Below are 23,221 nucleotides of genomic sequence, written 5' to 3'. Positions count from 1 at the left end.
CCAGGGCCGCGCAGCCCCAGAGGGCCGGCGGAGTGCCGGTCACGTCCGCGATCGGGCCCGCGACCACGAACGCGACCATCTCGGCGCGCTGGTCCGCGGTCAGGTCGCCGGCCATCGCCGCCGCGACCAGACCGAAGTCGAGGACGTGCCCGATCGTCTCGCGGCCGTCCGGGTGGGCGATCTGCCAGCGGCCGCCGCCCGCGTAGAGGTCCAGCACGGCTGTCGCGAGCGCGGCCGCGTCGGCGTCCGCGCGTGCCGCGTCGGCGTCGCGGCCGAGGAAGCGGAGCAGGTCCGCGTACGACCGAAGCATGTGGACGTACGCGGCGTTGAACGAGGCCAACCCGTCGACGTAGTTCGGCACACACTCCAGGACACGCCAGGCGTCCGGGCCGAAGTCGGCCAGCACGCCCGTGCCGCGCCGGCCGGCGGCCCCGTAGGCGAGGCGCTCGACGTGGTCGAGCACCGTGCACCCGCCGGCCGGCTCGGACAGGAACGCGACGTCGCCCGTGACGCCGACGTAGTGCTCGACGAGGCGGAACAGCGAGTACTCGTTCGACACGTAGTAGTTGCCGAGTGGCCCGCCGCCGCGCACGTCGTAGCCGAACGACTCGTGGTAGGGCCCGGCGAGGCCGGACAGCAGCCAGGCCCGCAGACCGACCGGGTCGAGCATCGCGTACATCCGGCTCCACTCGGTGTGGTCCCAGAAGAAGGTGGTCGTGGCGCCGAGGCGGGGACCACCGGTGAGGAAGACCGGGCCGGGGCCGACACGCGTGTTCCGCATGTAGAGCACCACGAGGGCGCCCATGTAGTAGGCGCGGGCCAGGTCCGGGTCCGGGGTCGTCAGGGTCGGCAGGTGGCCGCTGAAGTTTGGGTTGCCAGGCCTGAACGCGTTGGCCCAGAGGCGGCGCCACGCGTCGGCGGTCTCCGCGAGCTCGTCGTCGAGATGTGTCGCGGCCCGCCGCGCCGCCGTGGCGACGGCGGCCAGGTCCGTTCCGAAGGCCAGCGCGAAACCGACCACCGCGGTCGCGCCGGGCGCGAGGTCGAGCCGCCACGTCGCGCGGGCACCGGCGCCGTGCGGCACCAGCTCGTCCGGTGGTGCGGCGAACCCGTAGGCGGCTCGGGCAGGTGATCGCGCGTCATGGACCGTGACCAGGCCGTCGAACACCGCGGAGAGCCAGCGGACCCGGCCCGTCCAGTGGCCGGTGCGGATCTCCTCGGTGCCGTCGAGTACGAGGCGGGCCTCGTGCGCGTCGACCTCGACCCGGATCCGGTGCCAGCGACCCGGTTCGAGGGCGCGGCCGGCGATCTCGTGCTCGCCGCCGATGCCGAGCCAGAGGCGGCCGCCCTCGATGCCGAGTTGGAGCGAGTCCGGGTGGTTGCCGTGGGTCAGCAGCACGCCGTCGTGGCCGGGCTCGTCGGTGCGGAACTCGACCTCCAGCTTCGTGCCCGGGACGAGTTCGAACACGTCGAGCGGCACCTCCACGCCGTCGTCGAGCACGACCGGGCCGGCGAACGAGAGATCCGCGACCTCGAGGCCGCGCAGGGTGCCGCGTGCGGCGCTGGTGTGGGGGTAGGCCCAGTCTTTGCTGACGTGCCGGGGCAGTTCGTATTCCAGCAGCATCGGCGCGGTGTCCTCGTCGCGCTGGATGCCGGGCGGTCGCGGCCTTCCGAGGCGGAGCCGGCGGGGGCCGGGCCCGAGCAGGTACGGCGCGCCCTGGGCGCCCGGCCGCGTGGTGTCCCGGATCCGTTCGAGCGTGTGGTAGTCGTGCTCGCCGGAACCGTTCCACGGCACGGTGTGCAGCCAACCCCAGCCGGTCTCGCTATGGCCGATGGGTGCGAACAGGTCCTGGGTCAGTTCGACTGTCCGCGCGCGGTCGGCGGTGTTGGTCACCTCGATTCGCCAGAGGAGACGGTCGGCGTCGTAGGCCAGGCTGGTGTCGGTGCTGACGGCCACGCGGTCGTCCCGGTAGGCGCGCCGGGTGCCCCACGGCTTCCACCGGTAGTGCTGCACGCCCGGCGCGACGCCGTCGACCCGCAGCACGCCGGTGTGGTAGCCGCCCGCGAACGGCGGCGCGGCCAGCCAGGAGACGCTGGACAGGTCGTGGTTGACGTGGGCCTGGCCGCGCTGGTTGCGCAGCGACGGCAGGTGGCCCAGGTCGCCGGCGGCGACCCACTCCCCCGCGACGTCGTCGAGCGCGGGCACGCCGGCCCCGGTCACTTGGTGGCGCCCGACGTCAGGCCGGCGACGAACTGCTTCTGCACCGTGAGATAGCCGATCACCGGCAGGGCGCCGGCCAGGAACATGATGCCGAAGAGCTGGCCATAGTCCACTGAGTACTGTCCGATCGTCAGGTAGAGGCCGGTGGTGATGGTCTGGCCCTGCAACGGGCCGAGGATGAACAGCGGGTTGAGGAAGTCGTTCCAGATCCACAGGGTCAGGAAGATGGCCACGGTGGCGGTGGCCGGGCGGACCAGCGGCAGCACGATCTGCCACCAGATCCGCAGGCCGGTCGCGCCGTCGAGGCGGGCCGCCTGGATGATCTCGTCGGGCACCGAGCGCATGAAGCCGACGTAGACGAACACCGCGAACGACAGGTACCCGCCGCCGAGGTTGCTCAGGATGAGTCCCGGGTACGTGTGGTCGAGGCCGATCCAGGTGAGGATCTTGATGGTCGGCAGCAGGGTGACCTGTGGCGGGACCATCAGGCCGGCGGAGAGCGCGACCAGGATCGCGGCCTTGACCTTCCCGCTCTTACGGGAGATGTAGAAGCTGAACGCGGAGCCGAGCGGCACGATCAGCACCACCGAGACCACCGCGACGATCAGCGAGTTGCGCAGGCCGAGCGGGATGAGGTTGTCGGGGCGGCTCAGTGCCTGGGTGAGGTTCTCGAGGGTCGGCGGCCACGGCAGGGAAACCGGGTTGTCGAGGATCCTGTCCTGCGGCTTGAACGCGTTGACCAGCATCAGGTAGATCGGCGCGACGAAGACCAGCGTGACGGCGGCCGCGACCAGGACCCGCAGTCGGCCGCCGAGGCGGCGGCGCCGGGGTGGCGTGGGGATCTCGAGCGAGGGTGGCAGGGCGGTCCTCCCGCCGGCGGCCGGGCGGTCGCGCGTATCCCTTGGAATGGTCGTCATAGGGAGACCTCCCGGCGGCGCAGCGCGCTCGTGACCGTCAGGGCGACCACCGCGGAGAGCGCGAGCAGCAGCATCGCGACGGCGCTGGCATAGCCGACCCGGTCGCTGGTGAACGCCAGCTTGACGATGTAGAGGGCGGTCGACTGCGTGGAGTTGGCCGGGCCGCCGCCGGTGAGCACGGTGATGATGTCGTAGAGCTTCAGCACCGTGATCAGGCTGATGGTGACGGAGATCGTGGTGCCGGGCGCGAGCATCGGCCAGGTGATCTTGCGGAACCGCTGCGTGCCGCGGACGCCGTCGAGGGACGCCATGTCGTGCAGCTCCAGCGGGATGCTCTGCAGGGCGGCCAGGTAGACGACGGTGGTGAAGCCGCTCATCACCCAGGTGACGACGAGGCCGATGGAGAACAGCGCCGCGTGCGGGCTGCCCAGCCAGGGATAGGGCTCGTCGAGGATGCCTGTTCTGATCAGCGCGGTGTTGAGCAGGCCGTTCTGGGTCAGGATCGTCTCCCAGACGAAGGCCACGATCACACCGGAGAGCACCTGCGGCAGGAACGCGACGGTACGCATGACGCGGTAGCTCAGGCTCGTGCGGTTGAGCAGGATCGCGAAGCCCACCCCGAGCGCGTTGGCGGCGATGGTCACGCCGAACGCGAGGATGAGCGTGAACGTCAGGCTCGCCTTGAGCTGGTCGTCGCCGGCCATCTCCGTGTAGTTGGCGAACCCGATGAACTCGTTGCTGGCCTTGAGCGGGTTCTCGTTGGTGAAGCTGCTGCGCAGGCTGAGCAGCAGCGGCAGCACGAGGAACACCAGGTAGAGCCCGAGGGCGAGGGCGGCGAGCAGGGCCAGGCCCCGCTCGCCGGACTTCTTCCTCACTGCGCGGCGGTCTTCCACGCGTCGTCGAGCTTCTTCATCTCACCCGCCACGTCGTCCTTGGTGAACAGCGCCTGCGCGGCCGCGTAGAACGCGTCGTTGAGGCCCGGCGGCAGCGCGTCGTCGTTGGTCGCCCAGCCGATCGCGCTGACCTTGTTGTTGTCCTGGCCGACGTAGGCGTAGGAGTCCTTGAACACCTGCGTGACCGTGACGCCGTAGTCCTCGAGCTTCTTGCCCTTGAGCATCGGGAACGCGCCGTCGGTCTCGATCAGCGCCTTGAGGTTGGCGGGGTTGAGCGACCAGGCCTGGCCGAACTTCTCCGCGAGCTCGGTGTTCTTCGCCTTGGCGGAGATGGCCATCGAGCCGCCGCCGACGAACGGGACGACGACCGAGCCGTCGTCGGTCGGCCATGGGAACGAGCCGAAGTCGTCGGCGGTGTCCTTGGGCACGGAGCCCAGGAACCAGCTGCCCATGGGGTACATGGCCGACTTGCCGCTGGTGAACCTGGTGATCGAGTCGGAGTACTTGACGCCGAGCGCGCCCTTGTCGAAGTAGCCGTTGCTCACCAGCGTGCGGTACTTGCCCACGGCCGTGACCACGTCAGCGTCGGCGAACTTGACCTTGTCGGCGTAGCGGTCCTGCAGCCAGTTCTTGTTCTTGCCGAGGATGTCGGCGCTGACGATGCCGACCAGCGGCATGCTCGCGGCGAACGGGTCGGCGCCGCCCAGCTCGATCGGGTTGATGTCCTTGGCCTTGAGCTTGGCGCACGCGTCGAGAAACTCGGCCCAGTTCTTCGGCGCTGCGCTGATGCCGGCGTCGGCGAACAGCTTCTTGTTGTAGTAGACCTGCGGGACGATCTGCGAGTTGGTCGGCGGGATGTAGACCTCGCCCTTGAGCGAGTTGGCCGAAGGCAGCAGGAAGTTCGCGTCGATCCAGGTCTTGTCGTACGGCTTGAGCAGGCCCGCACCGACGAAGTTGGACGGTGTGATCGACTGCAGCAGGTCGGGGAACTGGCCTGACTGCTGGAGCTGCTTGGCGTAGCCGTCGCGGTCGGTGCTCGGTGCGACGATCTTGTTGATCTTCACGCCGGGGACCTGGGCGCTTGCCGCGGTGATCGAGTCGTCCCAGAACTTCGCGTCGAGGCTCGGGGTCTCGAAGACAAGGTAGGTCAGGGCGGTCTCGCCGCTTTCGTTCCCTCCGCCGTCGCCGCTGCCGCAGGCGGCGGTGAAGGCGAGGAGACCGGCGACGCACGCCGCGAGCAGCGGCTTCCGTATCAAGGGGTCCTCCTGGGGACGGCGTTCGGACTAGTCAAGTTGATCAGCTTGGGATAACGTTATCCGGAAGCATAGGAAGTTTCACTCGCGTGTCAAGAGTGTTGTCAGGATGCTCGGTGAGCGTCCTTAGAGGAGGATCAGCCGATGACCGATCGGGTGGGCGGCGCGGTGCGGCGGAAGCGCCCGACCATGCGGGACGTGGCCCGCGAGGCCGGGGTCGCGCTGCGCACCGTGTCCCGGGTCGTCAACGACGACCCGACGGTCGGCGCGCACCTGGTCAGCCGGGTGCGGGCGGCGATCTCGGCGCTGGACTACGCGCCCGACGAGCGGGCCCAGCAGCTCCGCCGGGGCACGAGCGGCACGATCGGGGCGGCGGTCCGCAACCTCGCCGACGCGCACCCGGTGCTGTCCGCGGTCGACAACGCGTCGCGGGCCCGGGGGCTGGCGGTGCTGGCCATGTCGACGGAGGACGATGAGGCGCGCGAGCGCGAGGCGGTCATGTCGATGTGCCGGCGGCGGGTCGACGGGATCGTCATCGAGCCGATCGGGATGTCCCACGACTACCTGTCGGCCGAGGTCGCGGCCGGTCTGCCGCTGGTCGCGGTCGACCGGCCGTGCGGCGGGGTCGAGGCCGACGCGGTCCTCTCGGACAACGCGGCCGGGATCGGGATGGCGTACCGGCAGCTGTCGGTGCACGGCCACCGGCGGATCGCCTACATCGGTGACGACGAGCGGATATTCACCGGGCGGGAGCGGGCGGCGGCGTTCCGGGCGTGCGTCGCGGCCAGCGGTGGGCCGCTGTCGGGCATGGTGCATCCGGGGCTCGTGAGCGCCGCCCGGGTCTCGTCGGCGCTGGCGTCCGTGCTGTCGGGTCCGGCACCGGCAACCGCGCTGATCACCGGGAACGTGGCGACGACGATCGAGGCGCTGCGATACCTGGGCGCGGATGCCGGGCGGCTGGCGCTGGTCGGGTTCGACGACTTCCCCCTGGCCGACATCCTGCGGCCGGCGCTGACGGTGGTCGCGCAGAACAGCGCCGAGATCGGCCGGACGGCGATCGACCTGCTGGTCGCGCGGGCGGCGGACCCGGCGCGCCCGGTCCAGACGGTGACGGTGCCGGTCGAGCTGGTCGCGCGGGGGTCCGGCGAGCTCCCGCCTTCTTGATAACGTTATCCGGCGAGCGACTGGTGCCCGAATCCGCATAAGGTGCTGGCATGGACGGTGCCGCCGAGATGTTCGCCCGCGACAAGGCTTCCGAGTCGCTCGGGATGACGGTCGTGAAACTGGAGCCCGGCCGGGCGGTGCTGGAGATGACGGTGACGGACCTGATGGTCAACGGCCACGGCATCGCACACGGCGGCTACGTCTTCCTGCTGGCGGACTCGGCGTTCGCCGGCGCCTGCAACTACCCGGGCGCCGTCACGGTCGCGGCGTCGGCCGAGATCGTCTTCGTCTCGGCGGCGCGGGAGGGCGACCTCCTGACCGCGACGGCGGTGGAGCGCCACCGCGCTGGCAGGTCCGGCATCTACGACGTCACGGTCCGCTGCGGCGACCGCCTGGTGGCCGAGTTCCGCGGCCTCAGCCGCACGCTGTCTGGTTAGGGCCTGTCTCGAAGTCATGGCCGGAGCGAGGCGAGGCCCAGGCGGCGTCTGGGTCCGCCGCAGCCCGGTCAGGACTTCGAGACAGGCCCTAAGCGCGACCCGCCGCACATCAGGCGGATTACCCTCAAAGGGGCCGATGAGGGGAAGCGGCTCCGAGGGAGATGTCCGGATGTATCCAGGACATGGGCTTTACGGACGGCAGGCCGAGTGTGCGGCGCTCGATGCGCTGCTGGCCGAGGTGCACGCCGGTAGGCACGCGGTGCTGGTGTTGCGGGGCGAGCCCGGTGAGGGCAAGACGGCGCTCCTCGACTATCTGGGCCGCAAGGCGGAGGACGCGCGGATCATCCGGGTTACCGGCGTGCAGTCCGAGATGGAGCTCGCGTACGCCGGCCTGCACCAGTTCTGCGTCTCGATGCTCGACCGGCTCGAGGACCTGCCCGCACCGCAACGGGACGCACTCGGCGTCGCCTTCGGGCTCGAGGACGGTCCCCCACCGGAGCGGTTGCTGGTCGGCCTCGCCGTCCTGACGCTGCTGTCGGAGACCGCCGGCAGCGAGCCGCTCGTCTGCCTGATCGACGACGTCCAGTGGCTCGACCACGCCTCGGTGCAGGCGCTGGCGTTCGTGGCCCGGCGCCTGGGCGCGGACCCGATCGCCCTGGTCTTCGCGCAGCTGGAGCCGAGCGACGACCACGAGCTGCTCGGCCTGCCGGAACTGGTCGTGGCCGGTCTCGACGACGCCGACGCGCGCGCGTTGCTGGCCGCCGCCGCTCCCGCACTGCTCGACGAACGTGTGCGGGACCGGATCCTCGCCGAAGCCCGCGGCAACCCGCTGGCCCTGCTCGAGCTGCCGGCCGAGCTCACCTCGACGGAGCTGGGCGGCTGGTTCGGCCCGACCAGGTCCCGGCCGGCGGAGAGCCGGACCGCGCGGATCGAGGAGACGTACGTCCGCCGCCTGCGCGCGCTGCCGCCGCCGACCCAGCAGTTCCTGGTGCTGGCCGCCGTCGAGTCCGTCGGCGATCCGACCGTGTTGTGGCGGGCCGCGTCGGCCTGCGGTCTCGGCGAGGACGCCGCCGCCCCCGCGGAGGCCGCGGGGCTGATCACGCTGGACACCCGCGTCCGGTTCGCCCACCCGCTGGTGCGTTCGGCCGTCCACCGGGCCGCCAGACGTCCCGAGCTCCAGCAGGCGCACCGCGCGCTGGCGGAGGTGACCGACCCGCGGACCGACCCGGACCGGCGGGCCTGGCACCTCGCCGCCGCGGCGACGGCACCGGACGAGTCGCTGGCCGCCGAGCTGGAGCGGTCGGCCGAGCGGGCACAGGCCCGCGGTGGAGCCGCGGCCGCCGCGGCGTTCCTGCGCCGGTCCACCGAGCTCACCCCGGACGCGGACCCGCGCGGCCGCCGAGCCGTGGCCGCCGCACAGGCCGCGCTGGCCGCCGGTGCGCCCGACGCGGCCGACGAGCTGCTCGCCACGGCGGAGATGGCCGAACTGGACGGCCTGCAGCTGGCCCGCCTCGAGCGGCTGCGCGCGCACCTGGTCTTCGCGCGCAGTCGCGGCACCGACGCACCGGTGCTGCTGCTCGACGCGGCGCGCCGGCTGACCCCGCTCGACGTGCCGCTGGCGCGGGAGACGTACATGGAGGCTCTGCTGGCCGCGGTGTTCGCGGGCGCCGGGAAGCTGGAGCCCGAGCACGGCATGCGGACCGTGGCCGAGGCGGCCCGGTCGGCACCGGCCGCCCCGGGCACGCAGGATCCCGTGGACCTGCTGCTCGACGGGCTCTCGGCACAGTTCACGCGGGGTTACCCGGCGGCGGCGCCGACCCTGCGGCGGGCGCTGGACGTCATCCGGGGGCACGACGTCGACACGTTGGTCTGCCTGACGTCCGCCCTGGTCGCGGCGGAGCTCTGGGAGGGGCCGACGTGGCTGGACCTGTTGAGGCGACATGTCCGAGGTGCCCGGGAGAGCGGCACGTTGAGCCTGCTCCCGATGGCGCTGGACTACCTCGCCAGCTTCCACCTGCAGGCCGGCGACTTCGTCATGGCCACCGCGCTGACCGAGGAGGCCGCGGCGCTCAACGCCGCCATCCGGCTGGTGCCGCCGCCGTACACGCCGATCATGCTGGCGGCGTGGCGGGGCGACCAGCCCGAGACCGCGAAGCTCAGCGAGGTCGGCGTCCAGGACGCGTTCCCCCGCGGCGAGGGCAGCGCGCTGGTGCTGACCGAGTACGCCGCGGCCGTGCTCGACAACGGACTCGGCCGCTACGCGACGGCGCTGGCCGCCGCCAAGCGCGCCACGGCCGGGGACCAGCTGGTGGCCAAGTCGTGGGCGCTCGCCGAACTGGTCGAGGCGGCCGCGCGGCTGGAGCAGTGGGAGGTCGGTGAGGCGGCGCTGCGCGAGCTGACGACACGGACGCGGGCGAGCGGGACGCCGTGGGCGCTGGGCACCGAAGCACGCGCACGGGCGCTGCTGACCCGCGGTCCGGAGGCCGACGAGCTGTACCGCCTGGCCATCGACCGGCTCACGGGCTGCCACATGAACGCCCATCTGGCCCGCGCGCACCTGGTCTACGGCGAATGGCTGCGGCGCAACGACCGCCGCGCCGACGCCCGGGTGCAGCTTCGGCACGCCCACGACCTGTTCACCCACATGGGCGCGGAGGGGTTCGCCGAGCGGGCCCGCAACGAGTTGCTCGCGACGGGCGAGACGGTCCGCAAGCGCACCTTGGACACGACGCTGGACCTCACGCCACAGGAGGCGCTGATCGCCTCGTTGGCCCGCGACGGCCGCACCAACCAGGAGATCGGCGCCGAGCTGTTCATCAGCCCCCGCACGGTCGAGTGGCACCTCCGCAAGGTCTTCGCCAAGCTCGCCATCGGCTCGCGCCGGGAGCTACGGGACGCCCCGCTCGACGCGGGCATGGCCACCGCATCCCGGTAGCCCGGCGCCGCGCGTACGCCTGGAACCGGACATCCGGGCGCGAGCGCGGCACCCACCCCGTGCCCGTGAACCCGACCAGTGCCCGCGCGACCGGGGTTTTCGACGGGCCTGAGCACACCACGGGCCTGGCGACAGTGGGTCGGTCCTCAAGAGCCGACTCGAAGGAGCCCCGTGATGACCTGCTACCCCACGACCGTGCCCGTGCCAGCCACGCCGCCGATCGGCCTTGGTGAGGCCTCGGTCGGCCTCGAACGCGCCATCGCCCACGACGAGCTTCGGCTGCTCTACCAGCCCATCGTGCGGATCGCGGACCGGGCGGTCGTCGCGGTCGAGGCCCTCGTGCGCTGGGAGCACCCGACCGCCGGCCTGCTCACGCCGGACCGGTTCCTCGAGGCCGGGCACACGGCCGGGCACATGCCGCTGCTCGACCGGTGGGTGCTCTACCGCGCCTGCCGTGACGTCGCCGAGCTCGCCGACTCCCTCGGCGACGCGGCACCGGAGCACCTCAACGTCAACCTCTCCGCGCCGACACTGGCGACGGACTTCACCGAGCCCGTCACGACGGCGCTGCGGCGCACGGGGCTGCCCCCGCACCGGCTGCGCCTGGAACTGTCGGAGGGCGCCGACCTCACCACCCTCACCCACGCCGCGCCCCGCCTGCAGGGCCTGATAGAGCGCGGCGTCGGGGTGGCTCTCGACGACATGGGAACCGGGTCGACCGACCTGCGCTACCTGTCCCGCCTGGCGCTGCACGGCATCAAGATTGACAAGGAGTTCGTGGCGGGCATGCTGACCAACCCGCGCGACCACGCGATCGTCGCGATGCTCACCGACCTCGCACACAGCCTGCGCCTGCACGTCACGGCCGAGGGCGTGGAAACCACCGAGCAGCTCGCGGCGCTCGCGCGGATGGGTGTGTCCTACGCGCAGGGTTTCCACTTCGCGCCGCCGCTGACGCTCGCCGACCTCTCCGGCACCCTGCTGGCGTCGGCGTGATGGCCCTACGGGCGCCCGTTCAGCGAGTCGAGGAACCGCTGCTCGAAGGCGCCGCGGTCCGCGCCGAGGGCCGCGTGGACCAGCGCCCCGTCCGGTGTGCGCACCGTGCGGCCGGACTGCTCGCCGTCCTGCACCACGTCGACGCGGACCCGGCGGGTGGTCGTGACGATGCCGTCGTGCACGGCCGACACGGCGGCGGCCGCGTCCCACCAGTACATGATGTCGAGGTCGATCAGGGCGGCCATCTCCGGATGGCTGACGATGCGGTACGTGATGCGCGCGCCGGGCGCCCGCTGGTCCGCGGCCAGCCGGGCGACGTATTCCGGTGTGATCGGCAGGGACGCGGTGGCGTCGAGCGGCACGAGGTGGATGCTGCCCGGGCGCGCCTGGCGCAGCACGGCCCGCGCCGAGACCGGGTCCAGCCACATGTTGAACTCCTGCGAGTTGTCGTAGCCGGGCAGGGCCGACCCGTAGAGGTTGCCGGGCACGTCGAGCGCGCCGCCCATGATCTGGGTCCGCGCGATCTTCCTGGCCACGCCCGGCGCCCGGAGGGCCCGCGCGACGTTGGTCAGCGGCCCGGTGGCGATCACGGTGACCGGCCGCGCCGACGCGCGCACCGTGCGGGCGATCAGGTCCGGCGCGGTGCCCGGTGCCACGTACGGCGGCAGCGCGCGGTCGCCGAGCGCGTCGCTGAGCACGTTCTCGATGGTCGTCACCAGCTCGGGCGGCGCGGGGTGCACGCCGGCGCCGGTGGCGCCCGCCGCGACCGGCACGTGCGGCAGTCCGCACTGCTCCAGCACGCTGCGGGCGTGCCGGAGAGTGCGGTCCGGATGCCCGAAACCGTTGTTGGCGACCGTGACGGCGCGCAGCTCGACGCGGCGGAGCTTGTGCTCCTCGCACAGGTACGCGAGCGTCGACGCGTCGTCGAAGTCCAGGTCGCTGTCGTAGATCACCGGAACCGGCCCGTCGACGGCCGCGGCCGCCGGTGCCGGGACGACGGCGACGACGGTGAGCACGGCTGCGGCGATGACTGTCCAACGTGGAATGCGCACGGCGTTGCCCTTTCGTCGGTGGGCGTCCCGTCCGAGGCTGCCAGGCCTCGACGCGCACCGCATACGTCGACCGACGTATATGTGACTAGCGACGGAAGATCCACCAACGGGCGGCGACGAAGTTGAACAGCGCGACGAACGCCGCCGCGAGCAGCCGGGCCGCCGCCAGGCTGACACCGACGGCCGTCAGCCCGCTCGTGACGCCGACGGTCAGCAGGTAGTCGCCGGCCATCACGATTGTGTAGCGCGACGCCTCGCCGACGACCGGCGCGTGCGACCGGAAGTTCAGTTTCCGGTTGAGCACGTAGTTCAGCGCCACCGCGGCGACGTACGACGCCGTCACCGCGACCGGGACCGGCAACGGGGTCCACCGGCGCAGCGCCCACAGCAGCGCCAGGTCGACGCCGAACGTCAGGCCGCCGAGGATCGCGAACCCGACGAGCTCGCGGGTCACCCACCGCCGCACGGGCGGCGGCAGCCGCTCGGTCCAGCCGGTGAAGGCGTCGGCCACCCGCGTCGCTGTCACGGGCCCGATGATGCCCGCACAAAGAGACGCCCAGGGGAACGCACGGTTCACCGCCTGTTCGACCGGGGTAGGTCCGGCGCCTCTACCGTGGGCCGCGTCGAAGGAAGGTGACGATGACGACCACCGCCACCACTGGCACCGAGCACGTCGACCTGATCGGCGGCCGGCGGCCGCTCGCCGCACAGATCGGGGTGTACGCCTTCGTCGTCGTGCCGTTCGTGGCGCTGGTGGCCGCGGTGCCCGCCGCCTGGGGCTGGGGCCTCACCTGGGTCGACGTCGGCCTGACCGCGGGCTTCTACACCGCCACCTGCCTCGGCGTGACCGTCGGCTTCCACCGGTACTTCACGCACCGCTCCTTCAAGGCCCGGCGCGGCCTGCGGATCGGGCTCGCCGTCGCCGGCAGCCTCGCCGTGCAGGGCCCGATCCTGCACTGGGTCGCGGACCACCGGCGGCACCACGCGTTCTCGGACCAGGAGGGCGACCCGCACTCCCCCTGGCTGTTCGGCACGTCGCCGGCCGCGCTCGCCCGCGGCTTCTGGCACGCGCACCTCGGTTGGATCCTCGACCGCGACCTGACCAACCAGCGCCGGTTCGCGCCGGACCTGCTCGCCGATCCCGCGCTCCGCCGGGTGCACCGGCAGTTCGGCCTCTGGACGTTGGTCACGCTCGTCGCGCCGGCGGTGCTGGGCGGCCTGATCACCTGGTCGTGGTGGGGTGCGGTCACCGCGTTCTTCTGGGCCGGCCTGGTCCGCGTGACGTTGCTGCACCACGTGACCTGGTCGGTGAACTCGGTCTGCCACATGATCGGCGAGCGGCCGTTCGCGGCCCGGGACAAGTCCGCCAACGTCTGGCCGCTGGCCCTGCTCAGCATGGGCGAGTCGTGGCACAACCTGCACCACGCGGACCCGACGTCGGCGCGGCATGGTGTCAAGCGTGGGCAGGTCGACGCGTCGGCCCGGCTCATCTGGATCTTCGAAAAGCTCGGCTGGGCGTACGACGTGCGCTGGCCGACCCCCGAGCGGCTGAGCCGGATCACGAATGCCTGACGCGGTCCCGGGCCGGGCCGACCTGCACACGCATACCAACCAGGGCGACGGGTGGATCAGCCCGGCCCGGCTGGTGGCCGAGGCGACGCGGCGCGGCCTGTCGGTGCTCGCGGTGACGGACCACGACCACGTCGAGGGGGCGCGGCGGGTCGAGGAGCTGTTGCACGCCGCGCCTTCGCCGGCCCCGCAGCTCGTCACGGGCGTCGAGGTGTCGACCCGGCAGGGCCACCTGCTGGGTCTGTTCGTGCGGCACGCGCCGCGGCCGATGCGGTCGGTCGAGGAGAGCATCGACGCCATCAAGGAGCAGGGCGGGCTGGTGGTCGTGCCGCATCCCCTGGGCCGGTTGGTGCCGAGCCTGAGCCGGCGCCGGATCGAGGCGCTGCTCGCGGCTGGCTACGAGATCGACGGGATCGAGACCTACAACCCGAGTCCGGCCAACGCCGCGCACCGCGGCACCGTGCGGGAGGCCAACATGGACTGGGGCCTGGCCGAGATCGGGTCGAGCGACGCGCACTTCTGGCAGCACGTCGGCGCGGGCTACACGCTGTTCCCCGGTGGCGGCGCCGCGGACCTGCGCCGGGCGATCCTGGACCGCACGGCGCGGTCCGGTGGGCAGGAGCGGCCGCCCGAGCGGCTCAGCCCGGCGAGCTACGTCGCGCAGTGCGCCTGGGCCTGGTTCGTCGACCCGCCGCGGCGGACGGTGCGCCGGCTACGCGGCCGCCGCTAGCGCGACCGGCTCCGCGACCGGCCAGAACGACCGGAACATGAACCACTGGGTCGGGCACTGGCGGACGACCTCCTCCTGGCAGGAGAACATGTACTGCGCCAGGCGCCGCACCTCCGCCGCCTTCTCCGCGCCGTCAGCGACCGCCCGGGGGAACATCGGCGCGAACGTGCGGATGTAGTAGCCGTTGTCCGGCGCGTACCAGAAGTAGCCCGGCATGATCGCGGCCCCGGACTTGACGGCCAGCGTCGCCGCGCCGGCGGGCACGTGGGTGCGGTGGCCGAAGAACGTCACCTCGACGCCGTGCTGCGCGGTGACCGGCCGGTCGATGACGATCGCCACCGCGCGGCTGCCCAGCAGTTCGGCCATGACCCGCCGGGCCGCGCCGGACACCGGGATGACCTCGACGCTCTTCTCCCGGCGGTGCCCCTGCAGCAGGCTGTTCAGCTTCGGGTCCTTGAAGGTGTCGGCGATGGCGGACAGCGGGACGTGCCGCGCGGCGATGGCACCGGCGAGGTCCCAGCTTCCGAAGTGGCCGGTCGAGATGATCGCGCCGCGGCCGGGCGCCATCGCCTTCTGCAGGCACTCCCGCCAGGTCATGCCCTCGGTCAGGTCCGTGGTGCGCGCGTCGACGTCGAGCATGTCCTCGAACGGCAGGCAGAGCAGCGCGGCGGCGGTGCGCCCGTAGTTGCGCCACGACCGCAGCGCGGCCCGCCGGACGTCGGGGTGACCGACCGGGAGGCCGAGCACCTTCGCCATGTTCTCCTGCGTGTTCAGGCGCTTGGAGCGCCACCCGAGGTAGCTCGCCACCGTGACCGTGGACGCGAGCCCGTGCCGCACCGGCCGCGGCGTCCGGCCGGCGACGGCGATTCCCGAGTGGGCGAGCCAGTAGGCAGATGACACCGGACTCCCTCCGGGCCGTCCGCCCCGGCCACGACGGCCGGAGCGACCTTCCGAAAGTGAGCCGGACCCAGCTGAACGCCGATCGACCACCAGCGAAATAGGGGGTGCCGATGCCCTGACCGTTACGGCAGGCGGCCGATTCCCGCCCAGATGCAGGACAGGCGCGGGTCGGCCGCGAAGTGTTTCGGGTCCTCCGGGCCGGGCCGCCATTCCGGCGCCCAGACGATGCCGGGATCGACGAGGTCGGCCGCGCCGAAGAACCGGGCCACCCCGTCGCGGGTACGGCCGCCGGCCGGGGTCGCCGTGCGCTGCCCGTACACCCGCTGGATCTGGTCGTGCTCCTCGGTGCTGACGCTGGCCTGCGCGCCCTCGTTGGCGCCGTGCGAGAGCAGGAGGAAGCTGCCCGGGGCGAGGGCGCCGCGGAACTCGTCGACGAGCGCGTAGGCCACGTCGTCATCAGGGACGAAGTGCAGGACGGCACAGAGCAGGAGGGCGATCGGCTGGTCGAAGTCGAGCATCTTGCGGACGCGCGGATGGCCGAGGACCTCCTGCGGTTGGCGCATGTCACCGTGGATCGCCATCGCGCGGTCGTTGCCGGCGAGCAGCTCCTGGCTCTCGGACACCGCGATCGGATCAATGTCCACATAGACCACTCGCGCGTCGGGCGCGATCCGCTGGGCGATCTGGTGGACGGGACCCTGGGTCGGCATGCCGGAACCGAGGTCGAGGAACTGCCGCACCCCGGCCTCGGCGAGGAACCGCACACCACGGCGCAGGAAGGCCCGGTTGGCCTTGGCCATCGCGGGAGCGGCCGGCATCATCGCCACGACCTGCGCGGCGGCCTCCCGGTCGGCGGGGAAGTTGTGCAGGCCGTCCAGGAAGAAGTCGTAGATCCTTGCGGCCGTCGCGGGCTTCTTGGTGCGGTTGGAGGTCTCGGCATCCATGGCGTTGAACTTAGCCGAGGGCGCGTACCAGCGCGTCCCCGCGACGAGTACGCCAACGGGACGGCCCAGCAGGCCGCCCCGTTTCGGCGAAGGCGTCAGAACGTACGGATCGCGGTCTCGGCCGGTGCCTCCAGGCCCTTGACGATCTCGTCGTCCAGCTTGACCAGGGTCAGCGACGCGCCGGCCATGTCCAGGGACGTGCAGTACTCGCCCACGTAGTTGCGCCGGACGTGCATCCCGCGCGCTTCCAGCTGCTCGTGCGCGTGGCCGTACAGCAGGTACAGCTCCGAGATCGGCGTGCCACCAAGGCCGTTGATCATCAAGGCCACGTCGTCACCCTGCTTGTACGGCAGGTCCGGGACCACGGCCTCCAGCAGCTCGTCCACGATCTCGTTCGCGTTGTGGAGCTTCTCCCGGCGACGCCCCGGCTCGCCGTGGATGCCGACGCCCATCTCCATCTCGTCGTCGCCCAGCTCGAACAGCGGTGAGCCCTTGGCCGGCGGCGTGCACGACGTCAGCGCCATGCCCATCGTGCGGGTCACCGAATTGACCTTGTCGCCCAGGCGGACCAGCTCGTCGATCTCGGCGCCCTGTTCCGCGGCCGCGCCGACGACCTTCATCACGAAGAAGTTGCCCGCCACACCACGGCGGCCCACCGTGTACGTCGAGTCCGAGACCGCCACGTCGTCGTCGACCAGGACCGTCTCGATGCGTACACCTTCGGCCTCCGCCATCTCCTTGCCCATGTCGAAGGCCATCCGGTCACCGGTGTAGTTGTTGATCAGGTGCAGCACGCCCTTCGGCGACGCGAGCATCTTGCTCGTCTCGAGCACGTAGTCCATCGGAGGCGCGGAGAACACGTCGCCCGGGCAGGCCGCGTCGAGCATGCCCTTGCCGACGCTCATCACGTGGGCCGGCTCGTGCCCGGAGCCCGAACCCTGGATGATCGAGACCTTGTTGTCGTTGGGTGCGTCGACCCGCATGATCAGGTTGTACTCCGGCACGTACCGGAGGGTGTCCGGGTTGGCCAGCGCGATGCCCGTGAGCATCTCCGGGACGTACTGGTTCGGGTCGTTGACGAACTTCTTCATGACGCTCCCCTTCAGAACGTTGCGGGCCAGGTCTCGGCCAGGGCCTCGAAAATCACGGCGACCGCGGTGGCACCCGGGTCGACGCTGCCGATGCTGCGTTCGCCGGTGTACGCCTGCCGGCCGCGCCGGGCCTGCAGCTTGGCGGTCTCGTCCGCGGTGGACCGCGCGACGGCGGCGGCCGCCCGGACCGTCGTCGGCCCGTCGCTGCCCGCCGCCAGCTGTCGCTCGATCTCGTCCGTCGCCGGCGAGAGCGAGTCCAGCAGCGTCTTGTCGCCCAGGCTGGCGTTGCCGCGCGCCGCGATGCCCTCGATGGCCGCCCGCAGCATCGCCACCGCGGTCGCACCGTCCGCTTCGGACTTCCCGGCCACGACCGACGCCGCACGGATGAAGGCGGTGCCCCACAACGGTCCCGACGTGCCGCCGACCCGGCCCGTGACGACGACCGCGACCTTGCGCAGGAACGTCGCCGTGTCGGTGCGGTCGAAGCTGTCCCAGTCACGGACGACCAGCTCGAAGCCGCGCGCCAGGGAGTAGCCGAAGTCGCCGTCGCCGACGACCGCGTCGAGCTCGCCGAAGTACTTCTCGTTCGCGACGGCGGTCTTCGCGATCGTCAGCACCACGAACTCGACCGGCTGCAGGAGTTTGTCGGTCATCGCCTGTCCCCTTCGAAGACGGCGGCGAGGTCGGCCAGCGTCACGTACGGGCCGGGTTTCGCCGGGCTGTCGTTGGCGAGCACGGTGATCGGCGGTGCACCCGGGTCGCCGAGCGAGTCGACGACGAACGCCGCGCCGGTGAAGTCCTCGTCGGCCGTGTAGCCGTTGACGGTGACCACACACGCGATCCCGGCCGCCAGCGCCGCGGCCAGGCCGTTGTGGGAGTCCTCGACGACCACGGCCTGCTCGGGGGTGAGCCCCAGGCGGGACAGCGCCAGCTCGTAGATGTCGGGCGCCGGCTTCTTGCGCGGGACGACGTCGCCGGCCAGCACCGTGAAGTCCTGCGCCCGCGACTCGCCGACGTCGTGCTCCACCACCGCCCGCACGGCCTTCTCGGCCGACGTCGAGGCGACCGCGAGCGGCCAGCCGGCGGCGTGCGCCTCCTCGACGATCCGCGCGATCCCCGGGCGGGCCGGCAGCTTGCCGGCCGCGACCATGGCCGTGTAGATCTCCGTCTTCCGGCGGTGCCAGGCGGCGACGGCCTCGGCCTGCCCCTCCGGGTCCGTCGGCAGCCCGGCCTCGGCGACGAAGGACGGCGTCAGCAGGCTCCTCATCCGCTCCTTGCCGCCACCGATCGCGAGCTTGCGCCCGTACTCCTCCTCGCTCCACCGCACCGGCAGGCCGAACTCCTCGAACGTCTGGTTGAACGCGGGCAGGTGCCCGTGGCGCTCGGTGTCGGCCAGGACCCCGTCGCAGTCGAAGATCAGTGCGGTCGTCACGCGGCCCGCCCCGCGCTGCCGAAGCGGTCGACGTAGCCCTCGGCCATCGTGGTGACGTCGGCCGCGACGTGCCGGAACAGCGACGGCGGGTCCCACTTGCCCTTCTCCTCGGTCTCGCGGAGGAAGGCGAGGTTCGACTTCATGTACGTGACCTTGAGCGCCGTCGACACGTTGACCTTCGCGCAGCCGCGGGCGATCAGGTCCTTGAACTGGTCGTCGGTCAGCCCCGTGCCGCCGTGCAGCGCGATCGGCACGCCCGTGGCCGCGACGATGTCGCTGACCCGCTGGCTGTCGAGGTCGGGCGTCTTCGAGTAGACGCCGTGCGCGTTGCCGATCGACGGCGCGAACACGTCGACCCCGGACGTCTCGACGAAGTTGACGGAGACGTCCAGCGACTGCCGCTTGGACTCCTCGTCGGAGCCGACGTCGTCCTCGACGCCCTTGATCGCCTCGATCTCGCCCTCCACGTGCGCGCCGTGCGCCCGGGCCTCGGCGACGACCTCGACGACCTGGCGCAGGTTCTCCTCGACCGGCAGCGTCGAGCCGTCGAACAGCACCGAGTTCCAGCCCTTGTCCAGGCACTCCGTGATCACGGCCCGTTCCGGGCAGTGGTCCAGGTGGAGGCAGACCGGCACCTCGATGCCGGCGGTCATCGCGCGCCACATCGCGTACAGCACGTCGGAGCCGATGGACTTCACGGTCTTCACCGACGTCTGGATGATCACCGGCGACCGGCGTTCGACCGCGCCGGCCAGTACGCTTTCCAGCGTCAGGTCGTTGACGATGTTGATCGCGGGTACGCCGTAGCCGTCGCGCATCGCGGGGTCGACGATCTCCTTCAGCGTCACCACACCCATGCGCTGAACGCTAGAAGCGGCACCAGGCCGGAGGCATCGGGGAAACCACCCGCCCGGTATGGGGAAGGTCCCTACCGTCCGCGGGCGATCAGCTCGCCGCGCGCCCGGGATCCCGTCTTCCGGAGCACGGCGCCGACGTGCTTCTCGACGGTCTTCACCGCGATCGTCAGGCGGGCCGCGATCATCTTGTCGGACAGGCCCTCGCAGAGCAGCGCGTACACCTCCATCTCCCGGGGTGTCAGTTTCGCCGGGTTGGCCTCGCTGGTGAGCCGGCCCGCCCACACGCCGGTGTCCGGCACCAGCGACTCGCCGCGCGACGCGGCCACGACCGCCCGGGCCAGCGTCGGCCCGTCGGCCGTGGTCTCGACGCAGGCGTGCGTGCCGGCGAGCAGGGCCTCGGCGACGGCGTGATGATCGCCCGCCGCGCACATGGCCACCACGGCCGGTCCGCCGTCGGCCGCCGTGATCCGGGCGATCACCTCGGCCTGGCCGGGCAGGTCGGGGCCCACCACGACGACCTGGGGGTGGATGGAGGTGAGCGCGTCCGCGCCGCCGGCCTCCCCGACCACGGACAGCGTCTCGCCGGACCAGGCGAGCAGGCGCGCAAGACCGGCGCGGGTCAGTGGCTGCGCCGCCACGACCAGCACGTCGATGCGCTCGGGGTCGGTGCCGGTGGTCCGCTGGTACGGGAACCCGGCCCGCACGCTGGTCCCCCAGCCGGGCACGGACTCGACGGTCGCCGACCCGCCCACGCTGCCGGCCAGCTCCGCCATCCGCGGCAGGCCGAGCCCGGGCTCGTCGGGGTCGAGCGCGAAACCGCACCCGTCGTCCTGCACGAGCAGCGCGAGGGCGGCCGAGTTGTAGACCAGGCCCAGCCGGATCGTCGACGCGCCGGAGTGCCGGACGATGTTCGACAGCGCCTCCTGCGCCACGCTCAGCACGTGCTCGGCCAGCGCCCGGTCCAGCGGCACGGGCGCTCCGGCGATCACGAGCCGCGCGTCGGCGCCGCGGGCCCGCTGTGCCCAGCCCAGCTCGTCCCGCAGCGCGTCCTCGAGGGTGCGGTCCTCCAGCGGCGAATGGCCGGCGGCGCCCAGCGACCGGCGCACCTCGGTCATCGTGCTCTCGGCCTCGGCCCGCGCGCGCCGCAGGTGGCTGGTCACCCCGTCCGGTGCCAGCCGCTCGGCCTGGTCGAGCTCGGCGTTGAGGTCGACGAGGCCCTTGTCGAGCAGGCCCTGCACCTCGACGAGCAGGCGCTCGCGCTCGGCGCCGGCGGCCTGCAGGCGGGCGCGCTCCTCGGCGGCCTCGTGCGAGTTGGCGTTGACCAGCGCGACCGCCGCGTGCCGGGCGACCACGCGCAACGCGTCGGCGTCGTCGGCGCCGAACGAACGGCCGAACAGCACGCAGACGCCGATGATGCGGCCGCGCCACTCGATCGGCACCCCGATGACGGCTCGTCCTCCGTCGGCGTCGCTGAGGTGCCCACCGGCCACGTCCGCGTACCGGTCGAACCAGACCGGGCCGCGGCGGCGTACCACCTCACCGGTCATGCCCTCCGTCAGCGGAAAGACGCGCCCGGACCGGCACTTGACGCCGATCTCCGCCTCTTTGCGGTAGGTGCCGGCGGCCTCGTCGACGCTCGAGATCGAGCCGGCGTCGCAGTCGAGCAGCTCGGTGCACCGGCGCAGGATCCGCTCCAGCAACGGCCGTGCCAACAGCTCGCCGGCCAGCTCCTCGGCAAGGGCGTCGAGGTCCCTCACGGCGCTGCCTTCACTCCGCTCACCTCCGGCGGGTCCGGGCCACTTCTTGATCCTGGTACCGGTGCAGCGTGCCGACAACCGAAACGGCGCAGGTCAGCGGCGCTTCTTGGTGAGCCAGCGCATGACGTCCAACGCGTGTGACGCGGGATAGAGGATGGGATGGAAGACGTGTTCGATGACGTCGTCGGCGATGATCAGGGTGAGCCGCTTGTAAAGCGTCATGTCGCCCGCGGTGAACGTGGGCAGGCCCAGCGCGGCGGCCAGCGTCAGGCGGGGGTCCGGGATCAGCGGGTACGGCAGCCGCAGCCGGTGCACGAGCTCGCGCTGGTAGCCGGTGGACTGCGCGGACAGCCCGTAGACGCGCTCGGCGCCGGCCGTGCGGATCTCGGCGTGGTGGTCGCGGAACCAGGCGGGCTGCTCGTTGCCGCCGAGCGCGCCGTGCACCTCGAGCAGGCTGTTGGGCAGGTCGACGCCGGGCCGGCCGGTGAGCGGGTAGACGAAGATGACGCTGCGGCCCGGGCCCAGGGCGCCGAGGTCGACCGGTCGCCCGTCGGTGGCGTAGAAGCCGACCCGCGGCAGCCGCCGCCCGACCAGACCGTGCGGATCGCCGTCGGCCGGCGGTGCGGCCGTCACGATCTTGCCGGCGGCCGCGTCGAGGCGGGCGTTGAGGGCGTCGCGCTGGGCGGTGAGCCGGCCGATGCGCTCCTGCAGGGCGGTGATCGTGCCGCGGTAGGTGGCCAGCGCGGCGGCGCAGACGTCGGCGTCCTCGGCTCCCGCGGCGATCGACTCGACGAACGGGCGGGTCTCCTCGACGCTGAGCCCGAGCGTCATCAGCTCGCGGATCTGGGCGACCATGCGGACCGCGACCGGGTCGTACTCGCGGTAGCCGTTGCCGAGGCGCCGCGGCACGACCAGCCCGACCGACTCGTAGTAGCGCAGGGCCCGGATGGTCGTTCCCGTCCGCCGCGCCAGCTCACCCACCCGCACGCGCGTGATGGTAAACCCGGACCCTGGGGTCCGGGTCAAGCGACTTGACCTGGACCCCGAGGTGCGGGTTTAGCGTCGCGGCATGATCAAGGGCGACTTCGACTACGAGACCAACGGCCACGGGTACGCGTCGCGGCGGCGACCCGATCCGCGGATCGCCGCACTGGTCCACGCGGCGCTCGGCGACGCGCGGACCGTCCTCAACGTCGGCGCGGGCGCCGGCTCCTACGAGCCCGACGACCGGTACGTGGCCGCGGTCGAGCCGTCCGCCCGGATGCGCTCCCAGCGGCCGCCGACCGCCGTGCCGGCGCTGGACGGGGTCGCGGAGCACCTGCCGTACGACGACGACTCGTTCGACGCGGTGATGGCGATGGTCACCGTGCACCAGTGGGCGGACACCGCTCGGGGGTTGGCCGAGCTGCGCCGGGTCGCCCGCGGTCCGGTGGTCGTGCTGACCTTCGACGGCGCCGCGCTCGACCGGTTCTGGCTCGCCGCGTACGCGCCGGAGCTGATCGTCGCGGAACGCCGCCGCTATCCCGCGATCGCCACCATCGCGGACGCGATCGGGCCGACGGCCGAGGTCGTCGAGGTGCCGATCCCGATCGACTGCGTGGACGGGTTCACGGAGGCCTACTACGCGCGGCCCGAGCGGTTCCTCGACCCGGGTGTGCGGGCCGCGCAGTCCGCGTGGGGGTTCGTCGACGCGCTGGCCACCGCCCGCACCGTCGACCGGCTCAGCGCGGACCTGGCCTCGGGCGCGTGGGACGCCCGCTACGGGCACCTGCGCACGCAACCGAGCTTCACCGGCTCGTTGCGCCTGATCACGGGCTAGACGCGGGTCTTCGCCCGGGATGCGGTGCGGGACTGGGCGATCGCGCCGAGGATCAGGACGAGGAGGACGGCGCCGCCGAGCCACCAGAGCCAGGACCATCGTCCTTCGTTCTTTGCGGCGTCGGCGGCGGGCTGTGGCGGCATCTGCTGGGCCACCCGGGCCTCGACCTAGGAACCGCTCTCGTTGAGGGCGGCGTCGATCGTTCGGGCTGGGGAAACCGGTCGAGCGCGCGGATGCCGCCCGAAACAGGCAGCATC

General features: G+C 72.2%; 22 protein-coding genes and 1 pseudogene. 8 read left to right on the top strand and 15 right to left on the bottom strand.

Translation table 11 applies throughout. From position 1 onward, the window contains the following. From AB0H87_RS16995 to AB0H87_RS16980, 4 genes are all read right to left on the bottom strand, one after another. On the bottom strand, positions 1 to 2,218 hold a 2,218-nt coding region (locus tag AB0H87_RS16995), incomplete at its 3' end, for a laminin G domain-containing protein (protein ID WP_360145629.1). Then, on the bottom strand, positions 2,215 to 3,135 hold the full coding sequence (locus tag AB0H87_RS16990; protein WP_360145626.1) for a carbohydrate ABC transporter permease: 921 nt from the start codon (positions 3,133 to 3,135) through the stop codon (positions 2,215 to 2,217). The genes AB0H87_RS16995 and AB0H87_RS16990, both read right to left, overlap by 4 nt. Next, positions 3,132 to 4,010 carry a sugar ABC transporter permease gene (locus tag AB0H87_RS16985; RefSeq protein WP_360145623.1) on the bottom strand — a complete coding sequence of 293 codons (879 nt, stop codon included), beginning with the start codon at positions 4,008 to 4,010 and terminating at the stop codon, positions 3,132 to 3,134. Before AB0H87_RS16985 ends, AB0H87_RS16990 begins: the two co-directional genes overlap by 4 nt. Next, positions 4,007 to 5,284, bottom strand: coding sequence for an extracellular solute-binding protein (locus AB0H87_RS16980; RefSeq protein ID WP_360145620.1), 1,278 nt, complete (start codon positions 5,282 to 5,284; stop codon positions 4,007 to 4,009). Before AB0H87_RS16980 ends, AB0H87_RS16985 begins: the two co-directional genes overlap by 4 nt. A 141-nt stretch (positions 5,285 to 5,425) precedes the next feature. On the opposite strand from AB0H87_RS16980, the gene AB0H87_RS16975 reads away from it, so the two are divergent. The 4 genes from AB0H87_RS16975 (at position 5,426) to AB0H87_RS16960 (ending at position 10,813) form a co-directional block, all read left to right on the top strand. Continuing rightward, complete coding sequence (locus AB0H87_RS16975; protein WP_360145617.1) at positions 5,426 to 6,445, top strand: LacI family DNA-binding transcriptional regulator; 1,020 nt, start codon at positions 5,426 to 5,428, stop codon at positions 6,443 to 6,445. A 50-nt stretch (positions 6,446 to 6,495) separates the two neighbouring features. Then, positions 6,496 to 6,882, top strand: a complete 387-nt coding sequence (gene paaI / locus AB0H87_RS16970) for a hydroxyphenylacetyl-CoA thioesterase PaaI (protein WP_360145614.1) — start codon at positions 6,496 to 6,498, stop codon at positions 6,880 to 6,882. 169 nt (positions 6,883 to 7,051) lie between these two features. Beyond that, positions 7,052 to 9,817: an AAA family ATPase gene (locus AB0H87_RS16965; protein ID WP_360145611.1), complete on the top strand. Its 2,766-nt coding sequence runs from the start codon at positions 7,052 to 7,054 to the stop codon at positions 9,815 to 9,817. 174 nt (positions 9,818 to 9,991) lie between these two features. Then, positions 9,992 to 10,813: an EAL domain-containing protein gene (locus AB0H87_RS16960; RefSeq protein WP_360145608.1), complete on the top strand. Its 822-nt coding sequence runs from the start codon at positions 9,992 to 9,994 to the stop codon at positions 10,811 to 10,813. Positions 10,814 to 10,818: 5 nt separating this feature from the next. Here AB0H87_RS16960 and AB0H87_RS16955 read toward each other — a convergent pair whose 3' ends face one another. Further along, complete coding sequence (locus tag AB0H87_RS16955; RefSeq protein WP_360145605.1) at positions 10,819 to 11,865, bottom strand: nucleoside hydrolase; 1,047 nt, start codon at positions 11,863 to 11,865, stop codon at positions 10,819 to 10,821. A gap of 85 nt (positions 11,866 to 11,950) precedes the next feature. Then, the gene (locus AB0H87_RS16950; RefSeq protein WP_360145602.1) at positions 11,951 to 12,391 is read right to left on the bottom strand and encodes a GtrA family protein; all 441 of its coding nucleotides are present in this window, start codon (positions 12,389 to 12,391) and stop codon (positions 11,951 to 11,953) included. Positions 12,392 to 12,504: 113 nt separating this feature from the next. Between AB0H87_RS16950 and AB0H87_RS16945 the strand changes: the two genes are divergently transcribed. The 3 genes and pseudogenes from AB0H87_RS16945 (at position 12,505) to AB0H87_RS16935 (ending at position 14,164) form a co-directional block, all read left to right on the top strand. Then, a complete protein-coding gene (locus tag AB0H87_RS16945) occupies positions 12,505 to 13,437 on the top strand; it encodes an acyl-CoA desaturase (RefSeq protein WP_360145599.1) in 933 nt (310 codons plus the stop codon). Beyond that, positions 13,418 to 13,645, top strand: a pseudogene (locus AB0H87_RS16940) (PHP domain-containing protein); the annotation flags it as partial. The gene AB0H87_RS16945 and the pseudogene AB0H87_RS16940, both read left to right, overlap by 20 nt. Before the next feature lie 57 nt (positions 13,646 to 13,702). Continuing rightward, positions 13,703 to 14,164, top strand: coding sequence for a PHP-associated domain-containing protein (locus AB0H87_RS16935; RefSeq protein ID WP_360145632.1), 462 nt, complete (start codon positions 13,703 to 13,705; stop codon positions 14,162 to 14,164). Here the strand turns inward: AB0H87_RS16935 and AB0H87_RS16930 are convergent. From AB0H87_RS16930 to AB0H87_RS16895, 8 genes are all read right to left on the bottom strand, one after another. After that, the gene (locus AB0H87_RS16930; RefSeq protein WP_360145596.1) at positions 14,147 to 15,064 is read right to left on the bottom strand and encodes a lysophospholipid acyltransferase family protein; all 918 of its coding nucleotides are present in this window, start codon (positions 15,062 to 15,064) and stop codon (positions 14,147 to 14,149) included. The genes AB0H87_RS16935 and AB0H87_RS16930 overlap by 18 nt on opposite strands. Before the next feature lie 122 nt (positions 15,065 to 15,186). Continuing rightward, positions 15,187 to 16,008, bottom strand: coding sequence for an SAM-dependent methyltransferase (locus AB0H87_RS16925; RefSeq protein WP_360145593.1), 822 nt, complete (start codon positions 16,006 to 16,008; stop codon positions 15,187 to 15,189). A 95-nt stretch (positions 16,009 to 16,103) separates the two neighbouring features. Continuing rightward, on the bottom strand, positions 16,104 to 17,099 hold the full coding sequence (dhaK, locus tag AB0H87_RS16920; protein WP_360145590.1) for a dihydroxyacetone kinase subunit DhaK: 996 nt from the start codon (positions 17,097 to 17,099) through the stop codon (positions 16,104 to 16,106). Between the two features lie 11 nt (positions 17,100 to 17,110). Further along, positions 17,111 to 17,752, bottom strand: a complete 642-nt coding sequence (gene dhaL, locus AB0H87_RS16915) for a dihydroxyacetone kinase subunit DhaL (RefSeq protein WP_360145587.1) — start codon at positions 17,750 to 17,752, stop codon at positions 17,111 to 17,113. Continuing rightward, positions 17,749 to 18,531, bottom strand: a complete 783-nt coding sequence (locus tag AB0H87_RS16910) for an HAD-IA family hydrolase (protein WP_360145584.1) — start codon at positions 18,529 to 18,531, stop codon at positions 17,749 to 17,751. The genes dhaL and AB0H87_RS16910 overlap by 4 nt, the downstream gene beginning before the upstream one ends. Further along, positions 18,528 to 19,388 (bottom strand): class II fructose-bisphosphate aldolase, encoded by an 861-nt coding sequence (locus AB0H87_RS16905; protein ID WP_360145581.1) that lies wholly within the window; start codon positions 19,386 to 19,388, stop codon positions 18,528 to 18,530. Before AB0H87_RS16905 ends, AB0H87_RS16910 begins: the two co-directional genes overlap by 4 nt. 71 nt (positions 19,389 to 19,459) lie before the next feature. Further along, positions 19,460 to 21,145, bottom strand: coding sequence for a GAF domain-containing protein (locus AB0H87_RS16900; RefSeq protein ID WP_360145578.1), 1,686 nt, complete (start codon positions 21,143 to 21,145; stop codon positions 19,460 to 19,462). 93 nt (positions 21,146 to 21,238) lie between these two features. Continuing rightward, complete coding sequence (locus tag AB0H87_RS16895; RefSeq protein ID WP_360145575.1) at positions 21,239 to 22,132, bottom strand: MerR family transcriptional regulator; 894 nt, start codon at positions 22,130 to 22,132, stop codon at positions 21,239 to 21,241. An 82-nt stretch (positions 22,133 to 22,214) separates the two neighbouring features. Here AB0H87_RS16895 and AB0H87_RS16890 point away from each other — a divergent pair, with 82 nt between their 5' ends. Further along, a complete protein-coding gene (locus AB0H87_RS16890; protein WP_360145572.1) occupies positions 22,215 to 22,964 on the top strand; it encodes a class I SAM-dependent methyltransferase in 750 nt (249 codons plus the stop codon). Here AB0H87_RS16890 and AB0H87_RS16885 read toward each other — a convergent pair. Next, positions 22,961 to 23,119: a hypothetical protein gene (locus tag AB0H87_RS16885; protein WP_360145569.1), complete on the bottom strand. Its 159-nt coding sequence runs from the start codon at positions 23,117 to 23,119 to the stop codon at positions 22,961 to 22,963. The two genes, AB0H87_RS16890 and AB0H87_RS16885, sit on opposite strands and share 4 nt — an antisense overlap. Between the last annotated feature and the right edge of the window lie 102 nt (positions 23,120 to 23,221).

Source organism: Asanoa sp. NPDC050611 (genome assembly GCF_040654855.1).
Taxonomy (GTDB): Bacteria; Actinomycetota; Actinomycetes; order Mycobacteriales; family Micromonosporaceae; genus Asanoa.
Note: the sequence above shows the minus strand (reverse complement) of the source record. Positions and strands in the feature narration are given on the sequence as shown.

Bases quoted from the DNA above. Each gene is read 5' to 3' on its own strand.
- AB0H87_RS16990 (WP_360145626.1), bottom strand. From the start codon at position 3,135: ATGACGACCATTCCAAGGGATACGCGCGACCGCCCGGCCGCCGGCGGG.
- AB0H87_RS16975 (WP_360145617.1), top strand. From the start codon at position 5,426: ATGACCGATCGGGTGGGCGGCGCGGTGCGGCGGAAGCGCCCGACCATG.
- paaI (WP_360145614.1), top strand. From the start codon at position 6,496: ATGGACGGTGCCGCCGAGATGTTCGCCCGCGACAAGGCTTCCGAGTCG.
- AB0H87_RS16965 (WP_360145611.1), top strand. From the start codon at position 7,052: ATGTATCCAGGACATGGGCTTTACGGACGGCAGGCCGAGTGTGCGGCG.
- AB0H87_RS16960 (WP_360145608.1), top strand. From the start codon at position 9,992: ATGACCTGCTACCCCACGACCGTGCCCGTGCCAGCCACGCCGCCGATC.
- AB0H87_RS16945 (WP_360145599.1), top strand. From the start codon at position 12,505: ATGACGACCACCGCCACCACTGGCACCGAGCACGTCGACCTGATCGGC.
- AB0H87_RS16935 (WP_360145632.1), top strand. From the start codon at position 13,703: ATGCGGTCGGTCGAGGAGAGCATCGACGCCATCAAGGAGCAGGGCGGG.
- AB0H87_RS16925 (WP_360145593.1), bottom strand. From the start codon at position 16,008: ATGGATGCCGAGACCTCCAACCGCACCAAGAAGCCCGCGACGGCCGCA.
- dhaK (WP_360145590.1), bottom strand. From the start codon at position 17,099: ATGAAGAAGTTCGTCAACGACCCGAACCAGTACGTCCCGGAGATGCTC.
- dhaL (WP_360145587.1), bottom strand. From the start codon at position 17,752: ATGACCGACAAACTCCTGCAGCCGGTCGAGTTCGTGGTGCTGACGATC.
- AB0H87_RS16905 (WP_360145581.1), bottom strand. From the start codon at position 19,388: ATGGGTGTGGTGACGCTGAAGGAGATCGTCGACCCCGCGATGCGCGAC.
- AB0H87_RS16890 (WP_360145572.1), top strand. From the start codon at position 22,215: ATGATCAAGGGCGACTTCGACTACGAGACCAACGGCCACGGGTACGCG.